This is a genomic window from Paeniglutamicibacter sp. (assembly GCF_046714615.1).
In the GTDB taxonomy this organism is placed as follows: domain Bacteria; phylum Actinomycetota; class Actinomycetes; order Actinomycetales; family Micrococcaceae; genus Paeniglutamicibacter.
On record NZ_JBKKAP010000059.1, the window covers coordinates 20,832 to 46,001 of the forward strand.

Sequence of the window (25,170 nt, forward strand, 5' to 3'; positions counted from 1 at the left end):
CCCGAGGACGAACCATGAAATTCCTGGCCCTGCGCCAACACTTCCTGCCCGGCGAGTTTCCGCCCGAGGAATGGGAGCGCCCACAGCCGACGCGTGGGCTGCTGCGGCGCGATGTCTGGGTGACGCTGCTGGTCATGGCCGCCGCGCTGATCGGCATGGAAATGGTGCTCAGCTTTGCCCCCGCCGAGAATGCTCCGGACAGGCTGCCAAGCTATCTGGCCATGTGCGCGCTGACGGCCCCATTGGCGGTTCGCCGTCGCTTCCCGATCGGCTCGATGCTGGTTCTTTCGGCGATGTTCATGGGATTCGGGATCTGGATGCCGGCGGTCATGATGCAGTTGGCGCCGCAGATCACCTACTTCGTCGGGCTCTATTCGGCAGTCACCTGGGCGCGGGACAGGCGCGCCCTGCGCTTCGCACTGACCGGTGTCATCCTGGCCATGTTCCTGTGGCTGGTTGTGGGAATCACCAACGCCAAACTGGTGTTCGGCACGGAGCTGGACCTGCCGATGGCCATCGAGACCTCGGGCTTCATCGACCCGGTGATCGCCTATGCCGGCTACAACTTCCTGGTGAACCTCTTCTACTTCGGCGGGGCCATCTACCTGGGAATGATGTCGTGGCGCGGTGCCTGGCAGCACGGAGTGGTGGTGGACCAGGCCGAGAAGCTAACGGAGCAAGCCCTCGAGCTGGCCCGCCGCGCGGTGATCGACGAACGCCTGCGCATTGCCCGCGAACTGCACGACGTGGTCGCCCACCACATCTCGGCGGTCGGGGTGCAGGCAGCCGCCGCACGCATGGTCCAACCCCGGGATCCGGAGCGGGCGGCGCAATTGATGCGAGGCATCGAGGACTCCGCTCGCCAAGCGGTGGGCGAAACCCGGTCGCTGCTGCGCGTGCTGCGGCACGAGGCAGTGGACGCCGAGGAATCGGGCGAGGCGGGAACCCAACGTTCCCCGGAACCCACCCTGGCCGAGGTTCCCGCGCTGGTGGAGCAGTCGGGTCGCGCCGGGGTGCGGGTTGAATTGATCGTGGTCGAGCACCGCGTGGGATTCCTGGACGAGGTCGGTGCCGGGCTGGGCCTGGCGCTCTACCGGATCGCCGCCGAGTCCCTGGCCAACGTGCGCGAGCACTCCACGGCCCGCACCGCGGTCCTGTCCCTGCGCAGCGGTCGCGACGACACCGGGGAATGGGTTGAGGTCGAGGTCACCGACGACGGCAGCCCGCGGCCCGGAACGGCAGGCGGCGGATTTGGCCTGCGCGGCATCCGCGAACGCGCCGAGCTGCATCACGGGCTGGTGGACATCGGACCGCGCTCCCCCAGCGGCTGGCGCACCCGCGCCCGGTTGCGCGCCCTGAACACATCATCACTTTCAACTATGGACAACGGAAGAGACCGATGAACAAGATCCGCATCCTGGTGTGCGACGACCAGCCACTGATCCGCTCCTCCCTGGAATTAATCCTGGGCACCGACGAGGCGCTTGAGGTGGTCGGCACGGCCGCCGACGGACAGTCCGCCGTCGCAGCGGCCCTGGACTTGCAACCCGACGTGGTGCTCATGGACATCCAGATGCCCGTGCTCGACGGGGTCGGCGCCACCGCGCAGATCACGGCCGCAACCCGCGCCAAGGTCGTGGTGCTGACCACCTTCGACCGCGACGACTACCTCTTCGCCGCCATCGATGCCGGGGCCAGCGGGTTCCTGCTGAAAAACACCGAACCCGAGGTGATCATCCAGGCCGTCCATGCCGCCGCCGGCGGACAGGCGTTGCTCGCCCCCGAGGTCACGCTGCGCATCATCCAGCGAGGCACTGCGGCCGCGCGACCGGAACCGACGCAGGTCCAGTCCCCGGCGGGCGTTCCGGATCCACAAGACCAGCGGATCCTCGATGGGCTGACCGCGCGGGAACGCGAGGTGCTCGTCAAGTTGGCCGGCGGACTGTCCAATGCGGAAATCGCGACCACGCTCTACGTCTCGGAAGCCACGGTCAAGACGCACCTGTCCAACATCCTGGCCAAGGCGGGACTGCGGGACCGGGTCCAGGCCGTGGTCTTCGCCTACCGTGCCGGGCTCATCCCTTCGATGGAGGCCTGAGCCCGACGCGATCCCACGTCGAGGCCGAACTTCATTCCTTTGAACGATCCTTGAAACCCATGCCGCGGCATAGATTGGAAGACGGGATCAGGCCCGCCCCCAGGCTGGCGCCGCGCAAACCGGAGGATCGAATTACCATGTTGGAAGTCAAGAGTCTCACCCGGCGCTTCGGGGATCGGACGGTGCTAGACGATGTGTCGTTTTCCGTCCCCGCCGACGGCATGACCGGGTTCGTCGGAGCCAACGGCGCCGGCAAGACCACCACCATGCGCATCATCATGGGTGTGCTGAAGTCCCACTCCGGGTCGGTGTACTTCAACGGCACGCAGATCGCCGATGCCGACCGGGCACGCTTCGGCTACATGCCCGAGGAACGCGGGCTCTACCCCAAGCAGCAGGTCCTGGACCAGCTCCAATACCTGGGGCAGCTGCACGGCATGAGCCGCGGGGACGCCCGCACCGAGGCCCTTGACCTGCTGGACCGCTTCGGCATCGCCGACCGGACCAAGGACAAGCTCGAATCCCTCTCGCTGGGCAACCAGCAACGCGTCCAGGTCGCCGCATCACTGATGCACCACCCCACGGCGCTGGTGCTGGACGAACCGTTTTCCGGGTTGGACCCGCTGGCGGTGGATTCAATGACCTCGCTGCTGGCCGAGCGCGCGGCCACCGGGGTGCCCATCCTGTTCTCCAGCCACCAGCTGGATCTGATCGACCAGCTTTGCGACAACCTGGTGGTGCTTGCAGGGGGCAAGATCGTGGCCTCCGGAACGGCTGCGGACCTGCGGGCACGCGCCAGCGCCAAGCACGTGGTGGTAACCCCGCCGGATGCCGGGTGGCTGCGCGAACAGCCCGGCGTGAGCGTCGTGGATGTCGCCGGCCCGCGGGCCCTGGTCGAGTTCGCCGATGACGCCACGGCCCAGCGTGTCCTGCGCACCGCGGTCGACCGCGGGGCAGTCACCGAATTCGCCCCGCAACGTCCCTCGTTGGCAGAAATCTACCGGGAGGTCATCCGATGAGCACCGATGTACGCAACAAGCCAGCTGCCGCACCTCTCCAAGCCCCTGCGGCCGAAAAGCAGGGCGCGCCGTGGTTGATCGTGACCCTGCGCGAGGTGACGGTGAAGGTCCGCGACAAGTCGTTCATCATCACCACGCTGATCACCGTCGCGCTCATCGTGGGCTCGGTGGTGTTCGCCGGCATCATGGGAGACAAGACCACCACTTCGACGATCGCTTTTGCCGAAAACGGCAGGACCGCAGCTCTTCTGGCTTCGGCCAACGAGCTGGCCGCCACCAACGACCAGAAGATCAAGTTGACCGCCCAGCCGGTGGCTTCCGAGGATGCAGCACTCGGGACGCTGCACGCCAAGGATGCTGATCTGGTGCTCGCACCCACCCCGGACGGCTACAGCCTCACCGGGCTCAACGACGTGCCGGGCGACATCCAGTCCCTGCTCGCCGATGCGGTCGAGGCCCAAGCGTTGGACTTCAACGCGGGCAAGCTTGGCGTCACCCTCGATGAGTTGACCGCCGGTTCCGCCGTCACCCAGGTCCTGCTCGAGGGGAACCAGGAACGCAACTCGATGGCCATGGTCATGGGCTTCATCTTCTCGTTCCTCTTCTACATGTCTGCAATGATCTTCGGCATGCCGATCGCCAACTCGGTGGTCGAGGAAAAGCAGAACCGCGTGATCGAAATCCTGGCCACGGCAATCCCGATCCGCCAGCTGCTGGCAGGCAAGATCCTCGGCAACCTGATCCTGGCCATGGGCCAGCTGTGCCTATTCGTCGGCATTGGTTTGCTGGCGTTGACCATGATGCCAACGGAGATCCCTTTCATCTCGGTCGTCATTGCCACCTCCGGCTGGTTCCTGGCCTTCTTCCTGGCCGTCTTCCTGATCCTGGCCGCGGTGTGGGCGGCGTTGGGAGCGATGGCCTCACGCACCGAGGACCTGCAGCAGTCCACCGGCCCGGTCATCATGGTTCTGGTTGCAGTGCTGTTCACAGGCATGTACGCCAAGGGATCCCTGCTGGTCATCGCCTCGTACATTCCGGTTGTTTCGTCGGTGGCCATGCCCATCCGCTTGCTCAGCAGCGAGGTTCCGCTGTGGGAGCCGATAGCTTCGCTGGCGGTCGCCCTCGCGGCGGCCTGGGCCATGGTTCTGCTCGGTGAGCGCATCTACCGCAGGGCCATCATGCAGACAGGTTCGGCACTGTCCTGGCGCAAGGCGCTGAAGCTCGAGGACTAACCCGAGACCTGAATAGACAAGCGGCGGTGGCGTGCGATCCCACAATGGGAGTCGCGCGCCACTGCTGTTTGTGGCACCGCCGTGTATGGACACTGACCTGACCGGCAGCTCGCCGATATCACATTCCAAAGGTCTGCACCTGGCAGGAGCTACGGATGGAGGTGAACGTAGTTCAGCGCACCATCAAGAGCTGTTGAGATATGCGCATAATCCCGATCGCAGGAGATGATGGTCGCGTTGTGCAGCAAAGCATAGGAAGCGATCAATGTATCCAAGGACCCTGCAGCACGGACGAGCCCGCTGCCCCAAAGTGCAGACTGGATCGCAAGTACGTCTGATACCGCTGGATGCCGATCGGGCTGCTTAAAGTTGGCCATGCGTGACCGAAAGACATCGTGTTCCGCCTTGTTTCTCGCCATAAAGCAGTATTCCAGCGAGGCTGGCGGACAAGTCATGATCAAGCCGCGACTCACAACCTCATCGATGTACTCAGTGACCGCGATTCTTGTTCCGTAGCGCGACCAAGCACTCGCATCAACTATGTATAGAGGGAGCGACAGCGCAGGAGCCCGCACCTATGCGACAGCGGTATCGGAGTAGTCGATAATGGTTGCCCGCCAGTGCTCAGAGGTGAGAGGATTTGCCTTCATTTCGTCCAGCACAAGCCGCTGGTGATGCAACGCCAAAACGACATCGAGTGCTTTATCGATCGTCTCCCGAGCGGAGCCAGCCGACAAGATTGCCTTCGCTTCCTCGATCTTGGCCTTATCGACATCGACTGAAGTGATTGCCATTGAAACCACACTCCCTACGGTTCGCTTATATAGGCAATTATATAGAGCCGCGGTCGTTTGGGAAAGGGGTGCCCTGGCCATGAAAACCAGATGTGGCAACCACGGCGGCTTAAGGTCAGCTGCACCCGCCCGCCGAGCATGGAACCAAACCAGCGGAGGCCCGTAGCGCTCCCCGCAAGGGAACACCACGGGCCTCCGTCGTGAGGAGTCGGTTACCTAGATGACCGAGTCGCTCAGGTGGTTCGGGGTGCCGAAGCGGTGCGCGGTGATGGCGACTGCCTGCTCGTGCAGGAAGGTCAGCATCTCCACGCGACCTGCGGAGACCACGTTGTTGCCGTAGATGGCAACATCCGGCTTGCCGTTCGTGGCCTCGGCAACGTCCATGACCGAGCCGCCGATCAGGCGGATGCGGGCTGCGGAATCCGGGCCGGTCTTGGCTGCAAGGCGTGCGGCGCGGGCGCCGAAGGCCTGGCCGTCCTCAACCACGACGGTGGCGGAGGATTCTGCGAGCACCGTGCGGATCGCGGCAGGGACCTCGACTGCGGAGGAAACGGTGACGCGGGAACCGGCGGCGATGCCTGCGGCAACGACGCGAACAAGCTCGGCGATGCCGTGGCCCGAGGTCTCGTTCTCGAAGCGAACCGTCACCGGCAGGGCGCGGTAGCGGAACACGTTGCGCTCCGCGTGAAGGCCGGAGACGTCCTTGGCGGTGTTGAACTCAGTGGTCCATGCGGTCGCATCGGACGCAAGTGCGCCCTGAAGCCAAGCCAGATCACCCTCGGCGATGTCGGTTCCGCGTGCAGCATTCAGCAGTGCGGTGGACGCTGCCGAAAGCTGGCCGGCCTGTGCCACCGGGGCGTCCTCCCAGGAGCCCATGCCCACCAGGTAGTTCGGCCCGCCGGCCTTGGTGCCTGCGCCGATGGCCGACTTCTTCCAGCCGCCGAACGGCTGGCGCTGCACGATGGCACCGGTGATGCCGCGGTTGACGTAGAGGTTGCCGGCCTGGATGTTCTCCAACCAGTAGCCCATCTCATCGGAATCCAGCGAGTGCAGGCCGGAGGTCAGACCGTAGTCGATGTCGTTGACGATGGAGACTGCCTCTTCGAGGGTCTCGGCGGTCATGACGCCAAGGATCGGGCCGAAGTACTCGGTCAGGTGGAACTCGGAACCGCGCTTGACGCCGGAGCGTACGCCTGGGCTCCACAGCTTGCCCGAGTCGTCGAGCTGCTTGGGCTCGAGGACCCACTTTTCGTCTTCGCCCAGGATGGTCAGTCCGCGCAGCAGCTTGCCCTGTGCGGGTTCGATGACCGGGCCCATCTGGGTCTGCGGGTCCTGCGGGTATCCGACCTTCAGCGAACGGATGTCGTCGATCAGCTGGTTGTGGAAGCGCTTCGATTCCGCTGCCGAGCCCACCAGGATCACCAGCGAGGCGGCCGAGCACTTCTGGCCGGCGTGGCCGAAGGCGGAAGCCGCGACGTCCTTCGCCGCCAGGTCCAGGTCGGCGTTCGGGGTGACGATGACTGCGTTCTTGCCACTGGTCTCTGCCAACAACGGCAGGTCCTTGCGGAAGGAACGGAAGAGCTGGGCGGTCTCGTAGCCGCCGGTGAGGATCAGGCGGTCAACGCTCGGGTGCGAAATGAGCTCGGTGCCCAGGTCGCGCTCGGAAAGCTGAACCAGCTGCAGGACATCGCGCGGCACGCCGGCTTCCCACAGGGCCTCAACCATGACGGCGCCGGAACGCGCTGCCTGGCCCGCAGGCTTGATGATCACGGAGGAACCTGCAGCAAGCGCCGACAGGGTGGATCCGGCAGGGATGGCGACAGGGAAGTTCCACGGCGGGGTGACGACTGTCAGCTTCGAGGGCACGAAGGTGGCACCGTCGACGTTCTCCAGTTCCAATCCACGCTGTGCGTAGTAGTGGGCGAAGTCGATGGCCTCGGAGACCTCGGGGTCTCCCTGGTCCAGGGTCTTGCCGCATTCGGAGCCCATGACCTCAAGCAGTTCGGCGCGGCGCGCCTCGAGTGCGGCACCGGCCCGGTGCAGGATGGCGGCGCGGGCCGCGGCACCCATGGCAACCCAGGATTCCGATGCTGCAACTGCGGTCTCAACGACCTTGTTCAGCTCGTCCTCGGTGTGGATCAGGGACTTTGCCACCGATTCGGTACCGAGCGTGGAGTCGACCATCTTGTTGACGATTTCGCGGCCCCAGGCGCGGTTGCCCGGAAGGTCAGGGTCGGTGTCCGGGGTGTTCTCGAAGTCGAGCGTGCCATCGGCCAGGCCGGCCAGCTTGGCCTCGATGGCCTCGGTGTCGACCACGTTGCGGTCCTGGATGCGGTGCGGGGCCGGGATGCTGTCATCCAGGTCCGCCAGGGATGCCAGGAAGCGGTTCTTTTCGCGTTCGAACAGGGCCTCGTTCTTGTCCAGCTCGAAGACGGCGGACATGAAGTTTTCCTGGCTGGCGCCCTCTTCGAGGCGGCGGATCAGGTAGGCGATGGCCACATCGAACTCGCCCGGGTGAACGACCGGCGTGTAGAGCAGCAGGCGTCCGACGTCCTTGCGCACGGCCTCGGCCTGGCCGGTGGCCATGCCCAGCAGCATCTCGAACTCAATGCCTTCGGTGACGCCGCGACCCTGGGCCAGCAGCCAGGCCAGGGCAACGTCGAAGAGGTTGTGCCCGGCGATGCCGATGCGCACGTTCTCCACGTGTCCCGGGCGCAGCGCGTAATCCAGCACCGACTTGTAGGAGGTGTCCGAGTCCTGCTTGGTGTTCCAGGTGGCAACCGGCCAGCCGTGGAGGTTCGCTTCGACCTGCTCCATCGGAAGGTTTGCACCCTTCACGACGCGCACCTTGATCGGGGCTCCCCCGATGGCGGTGCGCTGGGCGGACCATTCCTGCAGGTGGATCATGGCGGAGAGGGCGTCCGGCAGGTAGGCCTGCAACACGATGCCGGCCTCGAGGTCGCGGAATTCTGCGCGGTCAAGGATCTTGGTGAAGACCGCAATGGTCAGGTCCAGGTCCTTGTACTCCTCCATGTCCAGGTTGATGAACTTCTTCTTGGGCGCGGAGGTGGCGGCCAGGCGGTAGAGCGGGACGAGCTTCTCGATGATGTGCTCGACGGCCTCGTCGAAGGCCCAGTGGTTGTGCGGGGCCACGGTGGAGGAAACCTTGATGGACACGTAGTCGACATCGTCGCGTGCCAGCAGCTTGTGGGTGCCCTCGAGGCGGCGGGCGGCTTCGCCCTCGCCGAGGATGGCCTCGCCCAGGAGGTTGACGTTGAGGTCGATGCCTTCCTTCCTGATCTTGGAGATCGAGGCGCCGAGCTTCGCGTCGGTGGCGTCGATGATCAGGTGGCCGACCATCTCGCGCAGCACCTTGCGGGCGATGGGGACGACGATGCCGGGGAGGATCGGGGCCATGGTGCCGCCGAGTGCTACCGCGGACTTCATGTACCAAGGCAGGAAGGAGGGGACCTTCGGCGCCAGGGACTTGAGGTTGCGGGCGGCGACCTTCAGGTCCTCGGGGCGGATCACGCCGTCGACGAAGCCGACCGTGAAGTCCAGGCCGTTGGGGTCCTTCAACACGCCGGCCAACTGTGCGGCGGAGGCATCCACCGGGACCTTCGAGCCCTCGGTGAGCCAATGGCGCACCAACTTGATGGTTTCGTCGGCCAGGTCCTGCGGGCGGACCAGGGGGGTGCCATCGGCGTCTTGGGCCGGTGGGATTACTCGCACGTGCGAAGTCGATTGGGACACGGCTGCTTCTCCTAGGAAGAAAGGGTGGCTGGGGAGCTACCACTACCCATCTTGCACACGTATGGTGTCGCATTGATAGGCGGGGTTCACCAGACAGTATGACCCGAATCATCCATTCAGCAAAAGTGAACAAAACCGAAGGTTTTACTTCGGGTTTGCCAATGTATTCTGGGGTGTCACCAACCACCGTGATCCACCACGATCACCCGGCACCACAAGGAGTCGACCATGCTGGAAATCCGCCGCCTGCGGTTGCTGCGAGAGCTGAGCATCCGCGGCACCATTGCCGAGGTCTCGGACGCGCTCAGTTACAGCCCCTCCTCGATCTCCCAGCAGCTTTCCCTGCTGGAAAAGGAGACAGGCGTGAAGCTGCTGCGCAAGGTCGGGCGGCGCCTGCAGCTCACGCCGCAGGCCGAGGTCCTGGTGGCCCACACCGACGAGCTGCTCGATTCCATGGAACGGGCCGAGGCCGACCTGGCCTCCACCCAGCAGGCAGTTGCCGGCACGGTGCGCCTGGCGGTGTTCCAGACCGCAGTCCTTTCACTGATCCCCTCGGTGCTGCGCGAGTTGCGCCAGGACTTCCCCCACCTGCGGGTGGAGATGGTGCAGCACGAACCGGAAACTGCGCTTCGTGAGACGTGGGCGAGGGATTTCGACCTGGTCGTCGCGGAGCAATACCCCGGGCACGCGGCCCCGCACTATGCCACCCTGGACCGCAAGATCCTGGCCCACGACGCCATCCGTCTGGCCCTGCCGGCCCGGGACGAAGCGATGCCTGCCGAGTTCCACCACGTCACTTCAATCGAGGCCGCCGCCGGCCTGCCCTGGGTCATGGAACCGCGCGGTGCCGCATCGCGCCACTGGGCCGAGCAGGCCTGCCGCATGGCCGGTTTCGAACCCGACGTGCGCTACGAAACAGCCGACCTGCAGGCCCACGTCAGGTTGGTCGAATCCGGCAATGCCGTGGCGCTGCTGCCGGACCTGGTCTGGACCGCGCGCAAGCGCGAGCTGCGCATCGTCGATCTGCCCGGGGCGCCACAACGCACCATCTTCACCTCCGTGCGCCACTCCTCCACCCAGCACCCGGGGCTGGTCGCGGTCCGCAGCGCCCTGCACGCCCAGGCGGCCGCACTTCCGGGACCGCAGGACACCGACCCGGAGGTTGTAACTTAGGTCACAAACAGGTAACGCCGGGGTGAGAGCGGCCACGCGACACCGAATTTTCCTGTCATACTCGAGGTCGGTTGCGAACGAACGGCACGTCCCACGGGGCAGTGCAACCATGCCCCTGACAGCAAACACGCCGAGGATCACCCTTCCCCGGCTCGCCCAACCTTCATGAGGTCCACAACATGTCCGACTCAACATTCCAGCTGATAGCGATAGCGGTGTATCTCGCAGCAATGCTCGGCATCGGCTACTTTGCCTTCAAGCGCACCAACGACATCGACGATTACATGCTCGCGGGTCGCGGGCTGAAGCCGGGGGTTGCAGCCCTGTCTGCTGGCGCCTCGGACATGTCCGGTTGGCTGCTGATGGGCCTGCCCGGCGCCATATACCTCAACGGTCTCATCGAGGCCTGGATCGCCATCGGCCTGACCATCGGCGCCTGGCTGAACTGGAAGTTCGTGGCCCCGCGACTGCGCTCTTACACCGCGGTGGCGCAGAACGCCATCACCATCCCGAGCTTCTTTGAGAAGCGCCTGAAGGACAACAGCCATTTCCTGCGCATCGGCGCCTCGGTGATCATCCTGGCGTTCTTCACCTTCTACGTTTCCTCGGGCATGGTGGCCGCGGGCAAGTTCTTCGAGTCATCCTTCGGCTGGAACTACTTCACCGGCCTGTTTGTGGTCGCCGCCGTCACCCTGCTCTACACGCTATTCGGCGGATTCCTCGGCGCCACCCTCACCGACGTGGCCCAGGGCCTGCTGATGTTCGCCGCTCTGATCGCCGTTCCGATTGTCGCCATCTTCCAGATGGGCAACCCCGGAGATCTGGTCACCAGGATCAAGGACGTCAACCCCGAGGCCCTGAACCTGTTCTCCAGCTTCAACACCACGAACGGGTTCCTGGCGGCAGTGGCCATCTTCTCCACAGCAGCCTGGGGCCTGGGCTACTTCGGCCAGCCGCACATCATCGTGCGCTTCATGGCCCTGCGCTCCCCGTCCGAGGCCAAGACCGCCCGCCGCATCGGCATCGGCTGGATGGTCCTCACCGCCATCGGCGCCATCGTCACCGCCCTGGTCGGCATCGCCTACTTCGCCGGCAGTCCGGAGAAGGAAATCACCGACCCGGAGACCGTCTTCCTGCTGCTGAGCCAGATCTTCTTCCACCCCTTCGTGGCCGGTCTGGTGCTCGCCGCGGTGCTGGCTGCCATCATGTCCACCATGTCCTCGCAGTTGATCGTGTGCTCCTCGGCCCTGGTGGAGGACCTGTACAACATTGCCGGCAAGAAGCTGAGCCCCCAGCGCGAGATCATGCTCGGCCGCTCCGGCGTGCTAGTCGTGGCAATTGTCGCCGCGGTACTGGCACTGAACCGAGACTCCAGCATCCTGGACCTGGTTTCCTTCGCCTGGGCAGGCTTCGGCGCCGCGTTCGGCCCGATCGTGCTGCTGAGCCTCTACTGGCGCAAGCTCACCTCCACCGGCGCGCTTGCGGGCATGCTCACCGGTGCGGTGACCGTGTTCGTCTGGGGCAACATCGACGCGCTCGCCTCTAACATGTACGAAATTGTTCCGGGCTTCGTGCTGAACCTCATCGTTGCCGTACTGGTCTCGCGTGCCACATACAAGCACAACGCGACCATCGAGGAAGAGTTCACCGCAATGGAAAATGAAATCGAGGAGAACGCTCCCTACGTCGTTTCCTAGCCAACGCATCATGCTGCGACATGAACCCCTTCACCGGTTTCGGTGAGGGGGTTCCTTGTGTTTGACTAGGAGCGACAGATCATCAATCTCTTGTACAAAGAAAGGGAGCCTCACCCGTGAAGGCACTTTTTGATTTCAACTTCGACAGCTTCGTCACCCCGAAGCTCGTCAAGATCGTCTACATCCTGATCACCATCGGGCTGGGCATCCTGTACCTGGGCATCGTGATTTCCGCATTTGCCACTCGACAGGTTGCCTTCGGCTTCTTCGCCCTGATCATCGTCGGCCCGCTGGTCGTCCTGATCTACCTGGCCCTGGCGCGCATGGGCCTGGAATCGCTGATCGCCACGATCCGCACCGCCCAGAACACCGGTGAACTGGTGCGACTTGCCGGCGGCAACGCCCCGGGGGCCACCCCACACGACGGCGGCACCTACCCGGGCGGTCCAACCGCTCCCCCGGCAAACCCTTACGGGAACGCCCCGCAGGCCTAAGGCTGGCAACCACGCCACGATGGGGGCGGTGGATCGGCGGGCGCGCAGGCGCCGGTCGATCCACCGCCCTCGTTGTTTTGCCCAAATTGCCTACCAGGTTCCCCCTGCGCCGGCTGCCCGGGACTCACTGCGAAACGTAGGAACTCGGCGGTAGGATCTTGGCATGCCTGATGCTTCCGCAACCTCCCCGACCGCGCCCCAAACCACGCCCAAGCCCGATGCCGTGGACGACTTTGTCACCCGGAGCCACCGCACCGCCTCCGGGCTGCGCTACACCAGCACCACCGGCCGCATGGTGCTGCGCAAGGAAGAGGACGCCGAGGGAAAGGCCGACGGGTTCAACGCCAAGGCCGAGATCTTCCTGGTATCCTACACCGCTGACACCGAGGAAGCCCCCGCCGCCGGGCAGGGCGCCAAGCCCCGCGCCAAGAAACCGGCCGGCCCGCCCTCGGCCAACCGCCGCCCGGTGGTGTTCGCCTTCAATGGCGGCCCCGGTTCCGCCAGCCTGTGGCTGCACATGGGACTGCTCGGCCCTCGCATCGTCGATTCCGGGGACGTGGGAAACATGGTCCCGGCACCCTACGGCGTCATCGACAACCCGGAATCGCTGCTTGAGCATGCCGACGTGGTGATGATCGATCCGGTGAACACCGGGTTCTCCCGCGTGGTGGCCGGCGGCACGACCGACGAGTTCCACTCCTTCGAGTCAGACCGCGACCTGGTGGCCGAGGTCATCCGGCTGTGGATCACCCGCAACCAGCGCTGGCTCTCCCCCAAGTACCTCATCGGCGAGTCCTACGGGACGATGCGCGCAGTGGCGGTGGCCCGGCGCCTGCAGGATGCCCACGGCCTGGCCGTCAACGGGCTGGGTCTGATCTCCACGGTATTGAACCTTTCCACCCTGGACTTTGCCCCGGGCAACGACACCCCCTATGCCCTGCACCTGCCCACTTACGCGGCGATCGCGCACTACCACGGCCGCCACGGCAACCGGCCGCTGGAAGAGATAGTGCGGGACGCCGAGGACTACGCCTCCGGCGACTACGTGGTGGCGCTGCACCTGGGCAACCGGCTCTCCAAGCGCAAGTACGACGGCGTGGTCAAGCACCTCGCCGAACTCACCACGCTGTCCGAATCCTTCATCCGCCGCACCAACCTGCGCTGGGAATACATGGAGTTCGCCACGGAGCTGCTGCGCGAAAACGGGCTGATGGTCGGCCGCATCGACGGCCGCTTCACCGGGGTGCCCCCGCGCCTGCAGGAATCCCACACCTGGGACGACCCGTCGCTGCGCGCCATCACCCCTGCCTATGCCGCCGCCATCAACCACTACGTGCGCGCGGAACTGGGCTACGAATCCGACCTGCCCTACGAGGTGCTCACCGGCCGCGTGCACCCCTGGAGCTATGACGGCTTCGAGGGCAAGCCGATCGACGTGACCCGGGACCTGGAGCGCCTGCTCATCGACATCCCGGAGCTGCGCGTGCACGTGGACTACGGCTATCACGACGGGGCCACCCCGCACTTCGCCGCCGAGTACGTGTGGGCGCACCTGGAGGTCCCGGCAGCGGCCCGGACCCGGATCACGCACCACCACCACGCGGCCGGGCACATGATGTACCTGGATCCGGCCATCCGCAGCACGCAACTGGCGGCCCTGGCCGAATTCGTCACGCGGGCCTAGCCGCACGGCAATGGTGGCTATGCTTGGGACCATGGCATGGCAGCGCACGCAAACCCATTTCCTCGCACTTACGCCCGCGACCCTGTGGGAGGTGTTGCGCGATCCGGCCCGGGTTCCCGAGTGGCACGGGGCCATCGCGCGCTTGCGGCCACACGATGTCCCCGCAAGCGCCGGGACCCTGCTGGACCTTCTCCCCGCCGGGAACCTCATCGGCAAGATCCATTCGGCCACCGCACCTCCGGCCGTGCTTACCCGCGTCGAGGAGGGCACCTCGATCACCTGGCGCCAGCCCCAGCCCGGCGGCCACCTGATGGTGAGCTGGTCTCTGCGCGCGGTGGCGGGCGGCACCGAACTCACCCAGCGCGTGTCTGTCGCAGGTTCCGCGTCCGCGGTTTTCGCGCGCGTCGGGGGCATGCCGATCGCCTCGAGCTTCGCCGAAAACTGCGCCCGGCTCTACGCCCTGGCCGGCGGGGCCACTACGCAGCAATTGCGCATCGTGATTGCCGGGGGCCACGGGTTCCTGGGCAAGCGGGCCGCGGCGGACCTATTGTGCCGCGGGCACGAGGTCGTCATCCTCACCCGCAACATTCGCGCCGACAGCCCGTTCACCCAGGTCCTGTGGGACGGGAAGAACCAAGGCCCCTGGTCCACCGTCCTGTACCGCGCCGGGCGCGAGACCGCGGTACTGAACCTGGCCGGGGAATTGGTGGACCTGCCGCCGACCAAGGCCAACATCGACCTGCTGCGCAGCTCCCGCGTCGATTCCACCCGTGCGCTGGTGGATGCCTCCCGTGCTGCGCCCGCCCCGCTGGCCGCATTCCTGCAATCGAGCACCACCGCGATCTTCGCAGACGCGGGGGAACACCGACTCTCCGAGGACTCCGAGCTGCCCACCGGCGCCCGTGCCCTGCCCCAGATGACGGGCGTGGCCAAGCCCTGGGAAGCGGCGGCTTCCGGGGCCAACACCAGGCGACTGAACATCCTGCGCACCTCCCTGGTCTTCGAGCAGGAAAGTCCCCTGGTTGACCGGCTGTCGCTGCTGGCCGGCGTCGGCCTTGGCGGCCCGGTGGCCGGCGGGGAGCAATGGGTCAGCTGGATCCATCTGGCCGACTGGCTGCGCATCGTTCGCGCCGCCCTCGGGTTGGAGGGGGACCTGACCCTCCCCGGTGGTGTCATCCACCTGGCGGCCCCGCACCCGGTGCGCAACCGCGAAATGATGGCGGCGCTGCGTGCGAAGGTGGCGCCCAGGCCCCTGCGCAGGTTCTCGCTGCCCACCCCGCGGCCGGTGTTGGCCGCGGGCGCAGTGGTGCTGCACACCGACCCGGCGCTGGGCACCACCGGACGGCATGTGACCTCCTCGGTGCTGGCGGAGGCCGGCTTCGAGTTCGAGTTCCCGGACTTCGAGGCAGCGCTGGGGCGGATCCTTGGCTAGCGGGCGCCTGCTGCGCCATGCCGTGGTGGACTCCCCCCTTGGCGAGCTGCGGCTTGTGGCCTCCGGGCGCGGGATCGCCGGGATCTACATGGAAAACCATGCCCACCCGCTGGCCCCCGAGGTGCTGGGCGCGCGCCTGTCCGCGGTGGCGGATGACCCGTTCATTGCCCAATGTTCCGTCGAGCTTGCCGAGTACTTTGCCGGGACCAGGACGTCATTTGCCGTGCCCCTGGATGCGCAGGGAAGCGAGTTCCAGCAGCGGGTGTGGGCTCAGCTGGCCCGGATTCCCTTTGGCGCCTGGCGCAGCTACGGCCAGTTGGCCCTGGAGCTGGGCGATGAAAAACTGACCCGGGCCGTGGGCACCGCCAATGGGCGCAACCCGATTTCGATCGTGGTTCCGTGCCACCGGGTCATCGGCGCCGACGGATCATTGACCGGATACGCCGGCGGGCTGGGCGCCAAGGAATTCCTGCTGCGCCATGAGGGGATCCTGCCCGAGGCCGAGGCTACCTTGTTCTAAGGGGGTCCCCGTCTCCCCGCCTCAGGCGAGGATCAGCGTGTCGAGGGACTGGCGCAGGATTTCCTGCGCTTCCGCCTCGAGCCGGGGTCCGGTGATCAGCGCATCGACCTGGGACAGCGGGACAATCTGGCACAGCCCCGTCACTCCCCACTTGGTGTGGTCGGCCACGATGATCTGCCGTGCCGCGGCCTTGATGAACGCCTGGTTGGTCTGTGCCTCGAGCATGTTGGGCGTGGTGAACCCGTCCTCGGCAGTCATGCCGTGCACGCCCAGGAAGAGCAGGTCCACGTGCAGCTGGCCCAGGGCCGAGAGCGCCAGCGGCCCCACGAGGGCGTCGGAGACGGTGCGGGTCCCGCCGGTGAGGATGATGTTTTGGCTCGGGTTCGCCGCAGCATAGAAGACCTCGGCGATCCGTGGAGAATTCGTCACCACGGTCAGGTCCTTGATGCCGGTGCATTGGGCAGCGAGGGCGAAGGTGGTGGTTCCGGAGTTCAGCGCGATGGACATGCCCGGCCTGATCAGCTTGACCGCAGCGTGGGCAATGGCCTGCTTTTCCCCGGACTCCAGCGCCAGCTTGTGCGTGAACCCCGGCTCGTTGCTGGTCGGGGCGGCATCCAGCGTGGCCCCGCCGTGGACCTTGACCAGGGCGCCGCGGGCGGCCAGCGCGTTCAGGTCGCGTCGCACCGTCATCTCCGAGACGCCCAGCTCCGAAGCCAGGGAGGTGACACGCACCTGCTCGCGTTCGCGCAGGGCATCGATGATGCGCTGCTGCCGGGCACTGGCCAGCATCTCTGTCATGGCGATCCGTTCGGTCGGGCGTTTGCTTGCCCTCCATGGTAGCGAGAAACGAACACGGCACGTGGGAATATGTTCGAAGTTGCGCGAAATATGTCCTGCCAACCGTCCTCGGGTTTCCGCGGGGCCCTGGCTTGGGTCGACGACTGACCGGCAGGGATCGCCGAAACCTGAAGGCTCGGGCCTTCCGCGTCGCGTCGCTTTCCGATAGAATATGATCGAATTTGTTTGAATTTAATCCCTTTCGCACATCACCCAGGAGACGCCGTGGAGCAGAATCCGAACCCGTCGCACCCCGTTCGTGCCGAACTTGCTGACGGACGTGAGCTGCTGTACTTCTTCGACGGTGGCCATGCTCCCGCTGGTTTCCTGGCACCGCCGGACACCCGAGAGTTGCCGGCCCGTCCGGCGACATCGCAGCTGCGCTACGACGCCCTGAGCGGCGAATGGATTTCCTTTGCCGCGCACCGCCAAACACGCACGCACCTGCCCGTTGCAAGCGAATGCCCACTGTGTCCCACGCGCCCGGAAATGGCAAGTGAAATCCCGGCCGACGCCTACGACGTCGTGGTCTTTGAAAACCGGTTCCCCTCCTTCGGGCCCGAACAGCACTCAGTCGATTCCCCGGTCGAGCTCGGCGCGGCACGCCCGTCCCACGGCCGCTGCGAGGTCATCTCCTTCGGCCCCGGACACACCGATTCGTTGGCCTCCCTCGGGATTCGCCGCATCCGCACCGTGATCGAGGCCTGGGCACACCGCACCCGGGAGCTGGGTCGACTCGAGGGTGTCGAGCAGGTCTTTCCCTTCGAAAACCGCGGCGCCGACATCGGGGTGACGCTGCACCATCCGCACGGACAGCTCTACGCCTACCCCTACGTCACCCCGCGCACCGAAAACCACCTGGCGCGGGCGGCCGCACACCAAACACGCACCGGGCGCAACCTCATGGCCGACGTGCTTGACTTCGAGGTCGCGGACGGGCGGCGCATCCTTGAGCGTGGCACCCACTTCACGACCTTCGTTCCCTATGCCTCCCGCATGCCTATCGAGGTGCATCTGGTGCCGCATCGCCAGGTGGCCGACCTCGGCGAACTCACGGGCCCCGAGCGCGACGAGCTGGCATCGATGTACCACCGGTTGCTCTCCACCGTGGATGCGCTCTATCCCACCCCCACTCCGTATATCGCCGGCTGGTTCCAGGCCCCGAAGTACCATGAGCACCGAGGCGAGGCGTGGCTGCACCTGCAGTTGACCTCGCCGCGACGAGCCGAAAACAAGCTCAAGTACCTTGCCGGGTCCGAGGCCGCCATGGGAGCCTTCATCGGGGACGTCACCCCCGAAGACACCGCCGAGTCCCTGCGCGAAGCCGCCGCGCGCCTCGAATCCCACGCCCACGCCCTGTGAAGGACGATTCAATGACCACCCTGGCAAACGCCTTCACCGCCCTTTACGGCCTCGCCCCCGAGGCGTGCTTTGCCGCGCCGGGACGGGTGAACCTCATTGGCGAACACACCGACTACAACGAGGGTTACGTGTTGCCGTTCGCCATCGACAAGGTGGCGGGCATCGGGCTGAGGATCCGCCCCGAGGAGTCCGGGCGGCTGCTGCGCATTGCCTCGACCCGCGGCGGGCAGGTGGTCGAGGCGGAAGCCACCGGCCTGGTTCCCTCCATGGTGGACCCCTGGGCCCGCTACGTTGCTGGGGTCTTCTGGGCGATGGAACAACGCGGCTTTGCCCTGCCCGGCGCGGACATCCTGCTGGATTCGACGGTTCCGGTCGGTGCCGGCCTGTCATCCTCGGCCGCCATCGAATGCGCCGTGGCGTTGGGCCTGAACGAGCAATTGGGTCTGGGCCTAACGCGTGAGGAGCTCGTGCTGATTTGCCAGTTGGCGGAGAACGAGTTCGTCGGGGCGCCCACCGGCATCCTTGACCAATCGGCCTCGCTGCTGAGCACCCCCGACCATGCCCTGTTCCTTGATTGCCGCACCAGGGAGGCCCGCCAGGTCGTTCTGCCGCTGGCGGCCAACGGCCTGCAGGTCCTGGTCATTGACACCAGGGTCAGCCACTCGCACGATTCGGGCGGCTACAAGGAACTGGTGCTCGCCTGCACGCGGGGCGCCAGGGAACTGGGCGTCACCGCCCTGCGCGATGTCGGCATCGAGCGGCTGGACGAAGCCAGGGAAACCTTGGCACCGGAGATTTACCGCCGGGTCAAGCACATCGTCACCGAGAACCAGCGGGTGCTGGACACCGTCGAACTGCTGGAACGCCGTGGACCAGTGGCCATCGGCGGGCTCCTGCTCGCCAGCCACGCCTCGATGCGCGACGACTTCGGAATCTCCTGCGATGAATTGGACCTGGCCGTCGACACCGCCATGGCCGCCGGCGCCATTGGTGCGCGCATGACCGGCGGCGGCTTCGGCGGATCGGCGATCGCGCTGCTCGAGGCCTCGCGTGCCGAGGGCGTGGCCGCGGCGGTGCGGCGCGCCTTTGCCGAGGCCGGATACATCACCCCGGAAATCTTCTCCGTGGTACCCGGCCCCGGGGCACGACGCCAGTGACGACTCTCTTCGAGCGCGGCTCCGAGCGCCTGGTTTAGCAGGGCAGCGAGGAGGGCAACAGGATCGGGGTCCTGGCAACAGCTCCGACTCCATCGGACCCGTGGTAGGCGCGGCAGACATTGACTCCGCGGTTGGCTAGGTTGGCCTTGATCTGCCGCAGCGAGTCCGGGGCAAAGCCCTGCCATTGCATGTGCATCAGGACGGTGTCCCGCGGCATTGCTGCCGAGGCCCGGGCCACCGTGATGGACTTGGACTTCGTGCTCCAATCCCTGGTGTCGCGCGACCAGGTCCAAATCGCCATGCCCACCTTGTCGTAGGCGCAGCGCACGCTGGCATCAATGGCTCCGTAGGGTGGGCGGCCAAAGTTGGTGTGCACCCCGGATCCGCCGAGCTGGGCCGCGGCGGCAGCGCAACTCAGGGGCCGCAGGTCAGGATGGCTTATCGAATGGTTGATGACCCACTGCCCCTTGGCCCGGGCCAAGGCAGCCAGATCCACTCCGTAGCGCGACCTGAATGATGAGAGGCAATTGCCCGTCGGGGCAATAACCAAGCCCATGTTGTGGTCGGCGGCGTACTTGATGGTGGCGTTGAAGGAACTGAGCGTTCGCGGGCAATCGTCAAAGGTCAGCACCACCCTCGAGGTGCGGTTTGGCCCCGTGGATTGCGGCGCACTGGGTGCCTGCGTCGAGGTGCCGGTGCTGGTGGTTACGTAGGCATTGCTGACCCAACCCGTGCGTCCCGCGTAGCTGACTTTGTACCAGCCATTGGATGCGCGGGCCAACACCTTCACGGTGGTGCCCTGGGGAATGGTCAGCAGAATCGCATAGGCCGTGCTTGGTCCGGTACGTAGGTTGAGGTTCGCCGTGGTTCGCACCGTGGCAGGCAGCGTGCTCGGTGCCGGTGCCGACGAGCCCACAATGCTGACGTAGCGGTTGCTGACCCAGCCAGTGTGTCCGGCGTAGCTGACCTTGTACCAACCAGTGGATGCCTGCGCCGTGACCGTCACAGTGGTCCCCTGGGGAATGGTCAGCAGGATTCGATAGGCGGTGCTCGGGCCGGTGCGCATGTTCAGGTTCGCCGTGGTCTTGACCTTGGCCGGCAACGCGGTTGCCACCATCACTGAAGTCGAAGCTGCGCCCTGAACCTGAACTGTTCCGGTGGCCAGCGCCGGTGCCGATGAAATCACAAGTGCCGCTGCCACGAAAATTCCGCAGGCACCCCAAGCGAGATTGCTTTGTCCCCAATGCCACAGCATCTTAATCCACCCTCTGATTGCTTCCCCAAGAAGACTCTTGCGGCAAGTATGGGGCCGCCGGTCTGCCCAAGCAATGCGGTGGGCCAACCCGTTTCCAAATCGTGCAACATGCCATGCCTTCGTCGGCGAAAAATAACAGCTTGGCACTGCATGCCGGCGACGATTTCCCAGCCAATTCACGGGATTCGGGCCTAGCTTGAAATGGAATGATCCGCGGGTTTTAGGGCCCGTGGGATGCATTTGTCGCAGGGATGAGGGATTCACATGGATCGCGTTGCAATCGTCTATTACCAGCGTGATGCACTGGCCAAGTTGCGTGCCGCGGAGCTGGCCGAGAAGCTGCATTCCTACGAATTGCGCAGCGAGATCCTCGAGGTCACCAGTTCGTCGGCCCACGAGCTCATCTACTTTGACGGAATGGTGTTGGTCGGTCCGCTGCGTTTTTCGCGCATGCATGGATTGGCGCTGGTCAACGCGGTCTTCGGATTCCGTCCCGTTGCGTTGCTACTGACCGGAAGCGGCGACACCGACCGCATTCTTCGCCTGCTGCCCAGGCACATGCGCGGCGAGGTACCGGTCTTTACCGTCGGGGATGATGGACGTCCGCACACAGGGATCGATCCCCTGGTGACGTGGCTCAGGGCCATGATCGGCTATTCCGGATATCGGGCGGTCAGCTGAGCCCAATGACATGGGAAACGCAAAAGGCCCCAAACGCAATGTTTGAGGCCTTTTGTATTTCGTGGAGGTAAGGGGATTCGAACCCCTGACCTTCTGCATGCCATGCAGACGCGCTACCAACTGCGCCATACCCCCGAAAAGGATTGGTTTCAGGCTTTCCCGAAAGGCTGCCGAACCGAGATAATAATCTACAGCACGATGGCACCCGAACGCCAATCGAGCTTGGGCCACTTCCGTTTCGCGCAGACGAAATATCAACAGGCGACAACTCCGAAGCGCGAAAACATGCGGAAAAAAACACCAGCAACCCAACCGATCATGACGTCGATCACAGCCGTGCTGGACACGCTCGGAACCCTCGGATGCGCCGAAATCTCGGCATGGAATGGCCGGACGAGCCCTGCCGCGTTGGCATCTGCCGCCTTGGCGTGTCCGCCGCGCCCCGAGTTCCCAAGGATGGATTTCCCCGAGTCATTGCAAGTCAGGCCGCCTACCAAATACCGACAGTCGAAAGGTTAGTAAGATTTGGCTCAAAATCTCGCTACTCTATCAACATGGCAATACGTGGTTCATACGCAAAGGGCATCGCAAAGCGCGCCGAGATTCTAGCTGTGGCGCTGGAGGTGTTTGCCGTCGAGGGATACCGGGGAACATCGCTACGCAAGGTCGCAAGTCTTTGCGACCTGTCCCTGGCCGGAGTGATGCACTACTTCGACTCCAAGGAAGACCTGCTGGTCCAGATCCTGCGCGAGCGCGACGCCCGCAATGAAATCAGCGGCACCATCGAGGAACAAGAAGGACGCCTAGCGGATATCTTGGGGCAGGGCCACCACGAACCGGGCTTGATTGCCCTGTACGTAACCATGGCGGCCGCTGCCGCGGATCCCGAGCATCCCGCCGCGGCGTACTTCCACGAACGAAATGCCCGGCTGCTGAAGATTTCCGAAGACTCCTATTACGCCGACAAGCCCGCGCCGTCGGCCGAAGAACTCCAGTACCTCCATGCGGTGACCCGAATGGTCCTTGCCACGGCCGATGGACTGCAACAGCAGTGGCTGGTGGACCGAAGCATTGACGTCGTTGGAACCATGAAGCTGTTGATGGAACAGACCCATGAAGCAACGGAGCGGAAACTGGAGACACTTCGCGCCGCGGCCGCCGACGCATAGCGCGCGGCAGTAGCTGTGATGCTACTTCTTTGCCGCAGCAAGTCGCTTGGCACGCCAGCCCGTGGCCAGGGCCAGCAGCAGACCGACCAATGCGAGGCCGGCGCCCAGGAACGAGGGCGCCCGGTACCCCAATCCGGCGGTGATGACGGCGGCACCCAGCGCGGCACCAAGTGCGTTTGCCACGTTCAGTGCCGAGTGGTTCAGCGAGGCGGCCAGTGATTGGGCGTGCGGCGCTGAGTCCATGAGCAAGGCCTGGAGGGCGGGTACCAGAAGTGACCCGGTGCCACCGAGGATGAAGACCAGGATCAGCGCGGGCACCGCGTGGGTGGAGAGTAGACCGAACAAGGTCATGAAGATGACCATGGCGGTGGTCGAAACGTAAATGGCGCCGAGCACCGACCAATCGGCCATGCGTCCGCCGATCACCGAGCCGACGACCATGCCTATGCCATAGAGTCCCAACACCAGCGGCACGGCCGTGATCGGCAGCCCCGTAACGTCGGTGAGGATCGGGCTGATGTAGGAATACACGGCAAAGAACCCGCCAAAGCCGACAATGCCGGTCAGCATGGCCATCCAGACCTGTCCGCTGCGCAGGGCCGAAAGCTCCCTGCGGATACTTGCGCCTTCGTGCGCCGGGGAAAATGGCACAAAAACACGGATGGCAACCCAAGTCAACGCCCCCACCAGCCCGACCACTGCGAACATCCATCGCCAGCCAAGGCTCTGGCCCAGGAAGGTCACCAGCGGAACGCCGATGACGTTGGCGACCGCGAGGCCCATCATCACCCACGCGATGGCGCGACCGCGCATCGATGCAGGCACCAAGGTTCCCGCAAGGATTGCGGCAATGCCGAAGTAGGCCCCATGCGGGAGACCGGCAAGGAACCGGGAGACGAGCATCCATTCATAGTTCGCGGCAAAGAGAGAGCTGAGGTTGGCGAGGGTGAACAATGCCATGAGCCACAGGACCATGGTTTTGCGGGCGACACGGGCACCCAATGCGGTCAGGATCGGGGCGCCGACAACCACGCCCAGTGCGTAGGCGGAGATCAGCAAGCCCATCCGGGCATTGCTGACGCCCAGGTCTGCGGCACCTTCCTGGAGCAGGCCCATGATGGAGAATTCCGTGGTGCCGATCCCGAACCCGCCCATGGCAAGCGCCACGACAGCCAGGAACAGTGCCCTTCCGGATAGTTGGGTGCTGCGGGTCGGCCTGCTGTTGCCCAGGGCAGTTGCGTCGGAATTCACGGGTACCTTTTCAATGGTTCAGCGGTGGGTAGGCGGCAGTGCATCTGGCCTCGTCGCCGCCACTTCAAGCCTACGTGGCCACCGGTGCCGTCAGGAACGATCGTGAGCACGCCCACGGCCACGACCGTCTTGGCGAATCCGGTGCCGGCCACGCCGCCCGGGCCGGCCGCCGGCGTGCCGGTCCAACGACTTCCGTGCCTGGCGCTACAGCGTCATCAGGTCGTTGCCGGTGTCCTGCAACGTGGAGACGGGAATGTTCTTGCCGATCATGCTGCGCAGGTGATCGTTGACGTCCCAGATGTTCACGTTCATGGCCGCGGTGACCACACCCTGGCGCAACCAGAAGATGACGAACTCCCCCGCGGCCATGTCGCCCCGCACCACGACGTCGTCGTCGGCTCCGCGGTCGCCGACGTACTCCATGCCCAGATCGAATTGGTCCGTAAAAAAGTACGGCAACCAGTCGTAGGATTCGTCGCGTCCCAGGATGGTGGCCGCGGCAAGCTTGCCCTGGCGGATGGCGTTGTCCCAGTGTTCGACCCTCATCGCCCTGCCCAAGGTCGTGTTGTAGGCCTCGGCGATGTCGCCGATGGCCAGGATGTTGGAGTCGCTGCTGCGCAGGTACTCATCGACCACCACTCCGGTGCCTACCTCGAGACCGGCGGCCACGGCCAGTTCGTTGTTGGGCACCGCGCCGATGGCCAGCAAGACAAAGTCCGCGGGGATGTCACCGGTTGGCGTCTGCACCACCAGGCCCTTTTCCGGGTCCGAGGCAATGCCGCTGACGGCTGTCCCGAAGCGGCACTGGACTCCGTTGGCGATGTGTAGCTGCGCCACGTGGGCACCGAATTCGGTGCCCATGGCAGTCGCGAGCGGGACCTGGTCCGGGGTGATGACGGTGACCTCCACTCCGGCCGTGCGCGCCGAGGCGGCGACCTCCATGCCGATCCACCCGGCGCCGATGATGACCAGGCGCTTGCCGGAAACCAGTTGCTCCTTGATCTTCTTGGAGTCCTCCAGCGACCTCAAGGTGTAGACGCCGGGCAGGTCCCAACCGGCCATGTTCGCGTTGCGGCCGCCCAGCCGGGAACGGCAGCCAGTGGCGATCACGAGGTTTTCATATCCCACCGGGGCCGATCCGCCCAGTGAGACTGCCTTGGCGGCAGTGTCGATGGATTCGGCGGTGACGCCCAGTCGCAGGTCCACGTCCGTGTCGGCATACCAGTCGGCGGCAAACGGTTCGAGCTCCTGCGCCTGTTTGTTTCCCTGGAGGAATTCCTTGGACAGCGGGGGCCGTTCATAGGGAACTTCGTTCTCGGAGGCGATGAGCGTAATCGGCTTGGTGTAGCCGCCCTCGCGCAATGAGTGGACGCAGTGGGCCGCGGCAAGTCCGCCGCCAATCACCACGGTACCCAATTCACCTTGCGCCGCCGGTTCAGTCATTGCCGATTCACTCATGGTGCTCATCTCCTGCCAGAATGGTGCCACCCAACAAACCGGCCAGGTCCGGAAAGTCGTTGTAGCGATTAGTATTCCTAGTTTTAGAATCTCACCTTGCACCC

General features: G+C 65.0%; 21 protein-coding genes and 1 tRNA gene. 14 read left to right on the plus strand and 8 right to left on the minus strand.

What is annotated here, in order from left to right:
• Positions 1-14: 14 nt before the first annotated feature.
• The 4 genes from ACLQ7E_RS06675 (at position 15) to ACLQ7E_RS06690 (ending at position 4,349) form a co-directional block, all read left to right on the plus strand.
• Entirely contained in the window at positions 15-1,403 is a 1,389-nt protein-coding gene (locus ACLQ7E_RS06675) for a sensor histidine kinase (RefSeq protein WP_411731790.1), read from the plus strand.
• Entirely contained in the window at positions 1,400-2,098 is a 699-nt protein-coding gene (locus ACLQ7E_RS06680) for a response regulator (protein ID WP_411731791.1), read from the plus strand. The genes ACLQ7E_RS06675 and ACLQ7E_RS06680 overlap by 4 nt, the downstream gene beginning before the upstream one ends.
• A gap of 137 nt (positions 2,099-2,235) precedes the next feature.
• Positions 2,236-3,117 carry an ABC transporter ATP-binding protein gene (locus tag ACLQ7E_RS06685; RefSeq protein ID WP_411731792.1) on the plus strand — a complete coding sequence of 294 codons (882 nt, stop codon included), beginning with the start codon at positions 2,236-2,238 and terminating at the stop codon, positions 3,115-3,117.
• The gene (locus ACLQ7E_RS06690; protein WP_411731793.1) at positions 3,114-4,349 is read left to right on the plus strand and encodes an ABC transporter permease; all 1,236 of its coding nucleotides are present in this window, start codon (positions 3,114-3,116) and stop codon (positions 4,347-4,349) included. Before ACLQ7E_RS06685 ends, ACLQ7E_RS06690 begins: the two co-directional genes overlap by 4 nt.
• A 149-nt stretch (positions 4,350-4,498) precedes the next feature.
• On the opposite strand, the gene ACLQ7E_RS06695 is transcribed toward ACLQ7E_RS06690, so the two are convergent.
• From ACLQ7E_RS06695 to ACLQ7E_RS06705, 3 genes are all read right to left on the minus strand, one after another.
• Positions 4,499-4,924 carry a PIN domain-containing protein gene (locus ACLQ7E_RS06695; RefSeq protein ID WP_411731794.1) on the minus strand — a complete coding sequence of 142 codons (426 nt, stop codon included), beginning with the start codon at positions 4,922-4,924 and terminating at the stop codon, positions 4,499-4,501.
• Positions 4,925-5,143, minus strand: coding sequence for a hypothetical protein (locus tag ACLQ7E_RS06700; RefSeq protein ID WP_411731795.1), 219 nt, complete (start codon positions 5,141-5,143; stop codon positions 4,925-4,927).
• Positions 5,144-5,359: 216 nt separating this feature from the next.
• Positions 5,360-8,896, minus strand: coding sequence for a bifunctional proline dehydrogenase/L-glutamate gamma-semialdehyde dehydrogenase (locus ACLQ7E_RS06705; RefSeq protein WP_411731796.1), 3,537 nt, complete (start codon positions 8,894-8,896; stop codon positions 5,360-5,362).
• Positions 8,897-9,124: 228 nt separating this feature from the next.
• On the opposite strand from ACLQ7E_RS06705, the gene ACLQ7E_RS06710 reads away from it, so the two are divergent.
• From ACLQ7E_RS06710 to ACLQ7E_RS06735, 6 genes are all read left to right on the plus strand, one after another.
• Positions 9,125-10,069, plus strand: a complete 945-nt coding sequence (locus ACLQ7E_RS06710) for a LysR substrate-binding domain-containing protein (RefSeq protein ID WP_411731797.1) — start codon at positions 9,125-9,127, stop codon at positions 10,067-10,069.
• Between the two features lie 179 nt (positions 10,070-10,248).
• The gene (gene putP, locus ACLQ7E_RS06715) at positions 10,249-11,766 is read left to right on the plus strand and encodes a sodium/proline symporter PutP (RefSeq protein ID WP_411731798.1); all 1,518 of its coding nucleotides are present in this window, start codon (positions 10,249-10,251) and stop codon (positions 11,764-11,766) included.
• Positions 11,767-11,882: 116 nt separating this feature from the next.
• A complete protein-coding gene (locus ACLQ7E_RS06720; protein WP_411731799.1) occupies positions 11,883-12,260 on the plus strand; it encodes a DUF4282 domain-containing protein in 378 nt (125 codons plus the stop codon).
• Positions 12,261-12,423: 163 nt separating this feature from the next.
• On the plus strand, positions 12,424-13,944 hold the full coding sequence (locus ACLQ7E_RS06725) for a S10 family peptidase (protein WP_411731800.1): 1,521 nt from the start codon (positions 12,424-12,426) through the stop codon (positions 13,942-13,944).
• Positions 13,945-13,975: 31 nt separating this feature from the next.
• A complete protein-coding gene (locus ACLQ7E_RS06730; protein ID WP_411731801.1) occupies positions 13,976-15,376 on the plus strand; it encodes an SRPBCC family protein in 1,401 nt (466 codons plus the stop codon).
• On the plus strand, positions 15,369-15,896 hold the full coding sequence (locus ACLQ7E_RS06735) for a methylated-DNA--[protein]-cysteine S-methyltransferase (RefSeq protein ID WP_411731802.1): 528 nt from the start codon (positions 15,369-15,371) through the stop codon (positions 15,894-15,896). The genes ACLQ7E_RS06730 and ACLQ7E_RS06735 overlap by 8 nt, the downstream gene beginning before the upstream one ends.
• Before the next feature lie 21 nt (positions 15,897-15,917).
• Here the strand turns inward: ACLQ7E_RS06735 and ACLQ7E_RS06740 are convergent, their stop codons facing one another.
• Positions 15,918-16,694 (minus strand): DeoR/GlpR family DNA-binding transcription regulator, encoded by a 777-nt coding sequence (locus tag ACLQ7E_RS06740; protein WP_411731803.1) that lies wholly within the window; start codon positions 16,692-16,694, stop codon positions 15,918-15,920.
• 264 nt (positions 16,695-16,958) lie between these two features.
• Here ACLQ7E_RS06740 and galT point away from each other — a divergent pair, with 264 nt between their 5' ends.
• Positions 16,959-18,095: a galactose-1-phosphate uridylyltransferase gene (gene galT / locus ACLQ7E_RS06745; RefSeq protein WP_411731804.1), complete on the plus strand. Its 1,137-nt coding sequence runs from the start codon at positions 16,959-16,961 to the stop codon at positions 18,093-18,095.
• A gap of 11 nt (positions 18,096-18,106) precedes the next feature.
• Positions 18,107-19,252: a galactokinase gene (galK, locus tag ACLQ7E_RS06750; protein WP_411731805.1), complete on the plus strand. Its 1,146-nt coding sequence runs from the start codon at positions 18,107-18,109 to the stop codon at positions 19,250-19,252.
• Positions 19,253-19,286: 34 nt separating this feature from the next.
• On the opposite strand, the gene ACLQ7E_RS06755 is transcribed toward galK, so the two are convergent.
• Complete coding sequence (locus ACLQ7E_RS06755; protein WP_411731806.1) at positions 19,287-20,453, minus strand: SH3 domain-containing protein; 1,167 nt, start codon at positions 20,451-20,453, stop codon at positions 19,287-19,289.
• 318 nt (positions 20,454-20,771) lie between these two features.
• Between ACLQ7E_RS06755 and ACLQ7E_RS06760 the strand changes: the two genes are divergently transcribed.
• A complete protein-coding gene (locus ACLQ7E_RS06760) occupies positions 20,772-21,188 on the plus strand; it encodes a hypothetical protein (protein WP_411731807.1) in 417 nt (138 codons plus the stop codon).
• A 62-nt stretch (positions 21,189-21,250) separates the two neighbouring features.
• Here the strand turns inward: ACLQ7E_RS06760 and ACLQ7E_RS06765 are convergent.
• Positions 21,251-21,323 (minus strand) — tRNA-Ala (locus ACLQ7E_RS06765).
• Between the two features lie 476 nt (positions 21,324-21,799).
• Between ACLQ7E_RS06765 and ACLQ7E_RS06770 the strand changes: the two genes are divergently transcribed.
• Entirely contained in the window at positions 21,800-22,357 is a 558-nt protein-coding gene (locus ACLQ7E_RS06770) for a TetR/AcrR family transcriptional regulator (RefSeq protein ID WP_411731808.1), read from the plus strand.
• Positions 22,358-22,378: 21 nt separating this feature from the next.
• Here ACLQ7E_RS06770 and ACLQ7E_RS06775 read toward each other — a convergent pair whose 3' ends face one another.
• Both ACLQ7E_RS06775 and ACLQ7E_RS06780 read right to left on the minus strand, forming a co-directional pair.
• Entirely contained in the window at positions 22,379-23,608 is a 1,230-nt protein-coding gene (locus ACLQ7E_RS06775) for an MFS transporter (RefSeq protein WP_411731809.1), read from the minus strand.
• Between the two features lie 204 nt (positions 23,609-23,812).
• Positions 23,813-25,066 (minus strand): NAD(P)/FAD-dependent oxidoreductase, encoded by a 1,254-nt coding sequence (locus ACLQ7E_RS06780; RefSeq protein WP_411731810.1) that lies wholly within the window; start codon positions 25,064-25,066, stop codon positions 23,813-23,815.
• Between the last annotated feature and the right edge of the window lie 104 nt (positions 25,067-25,170).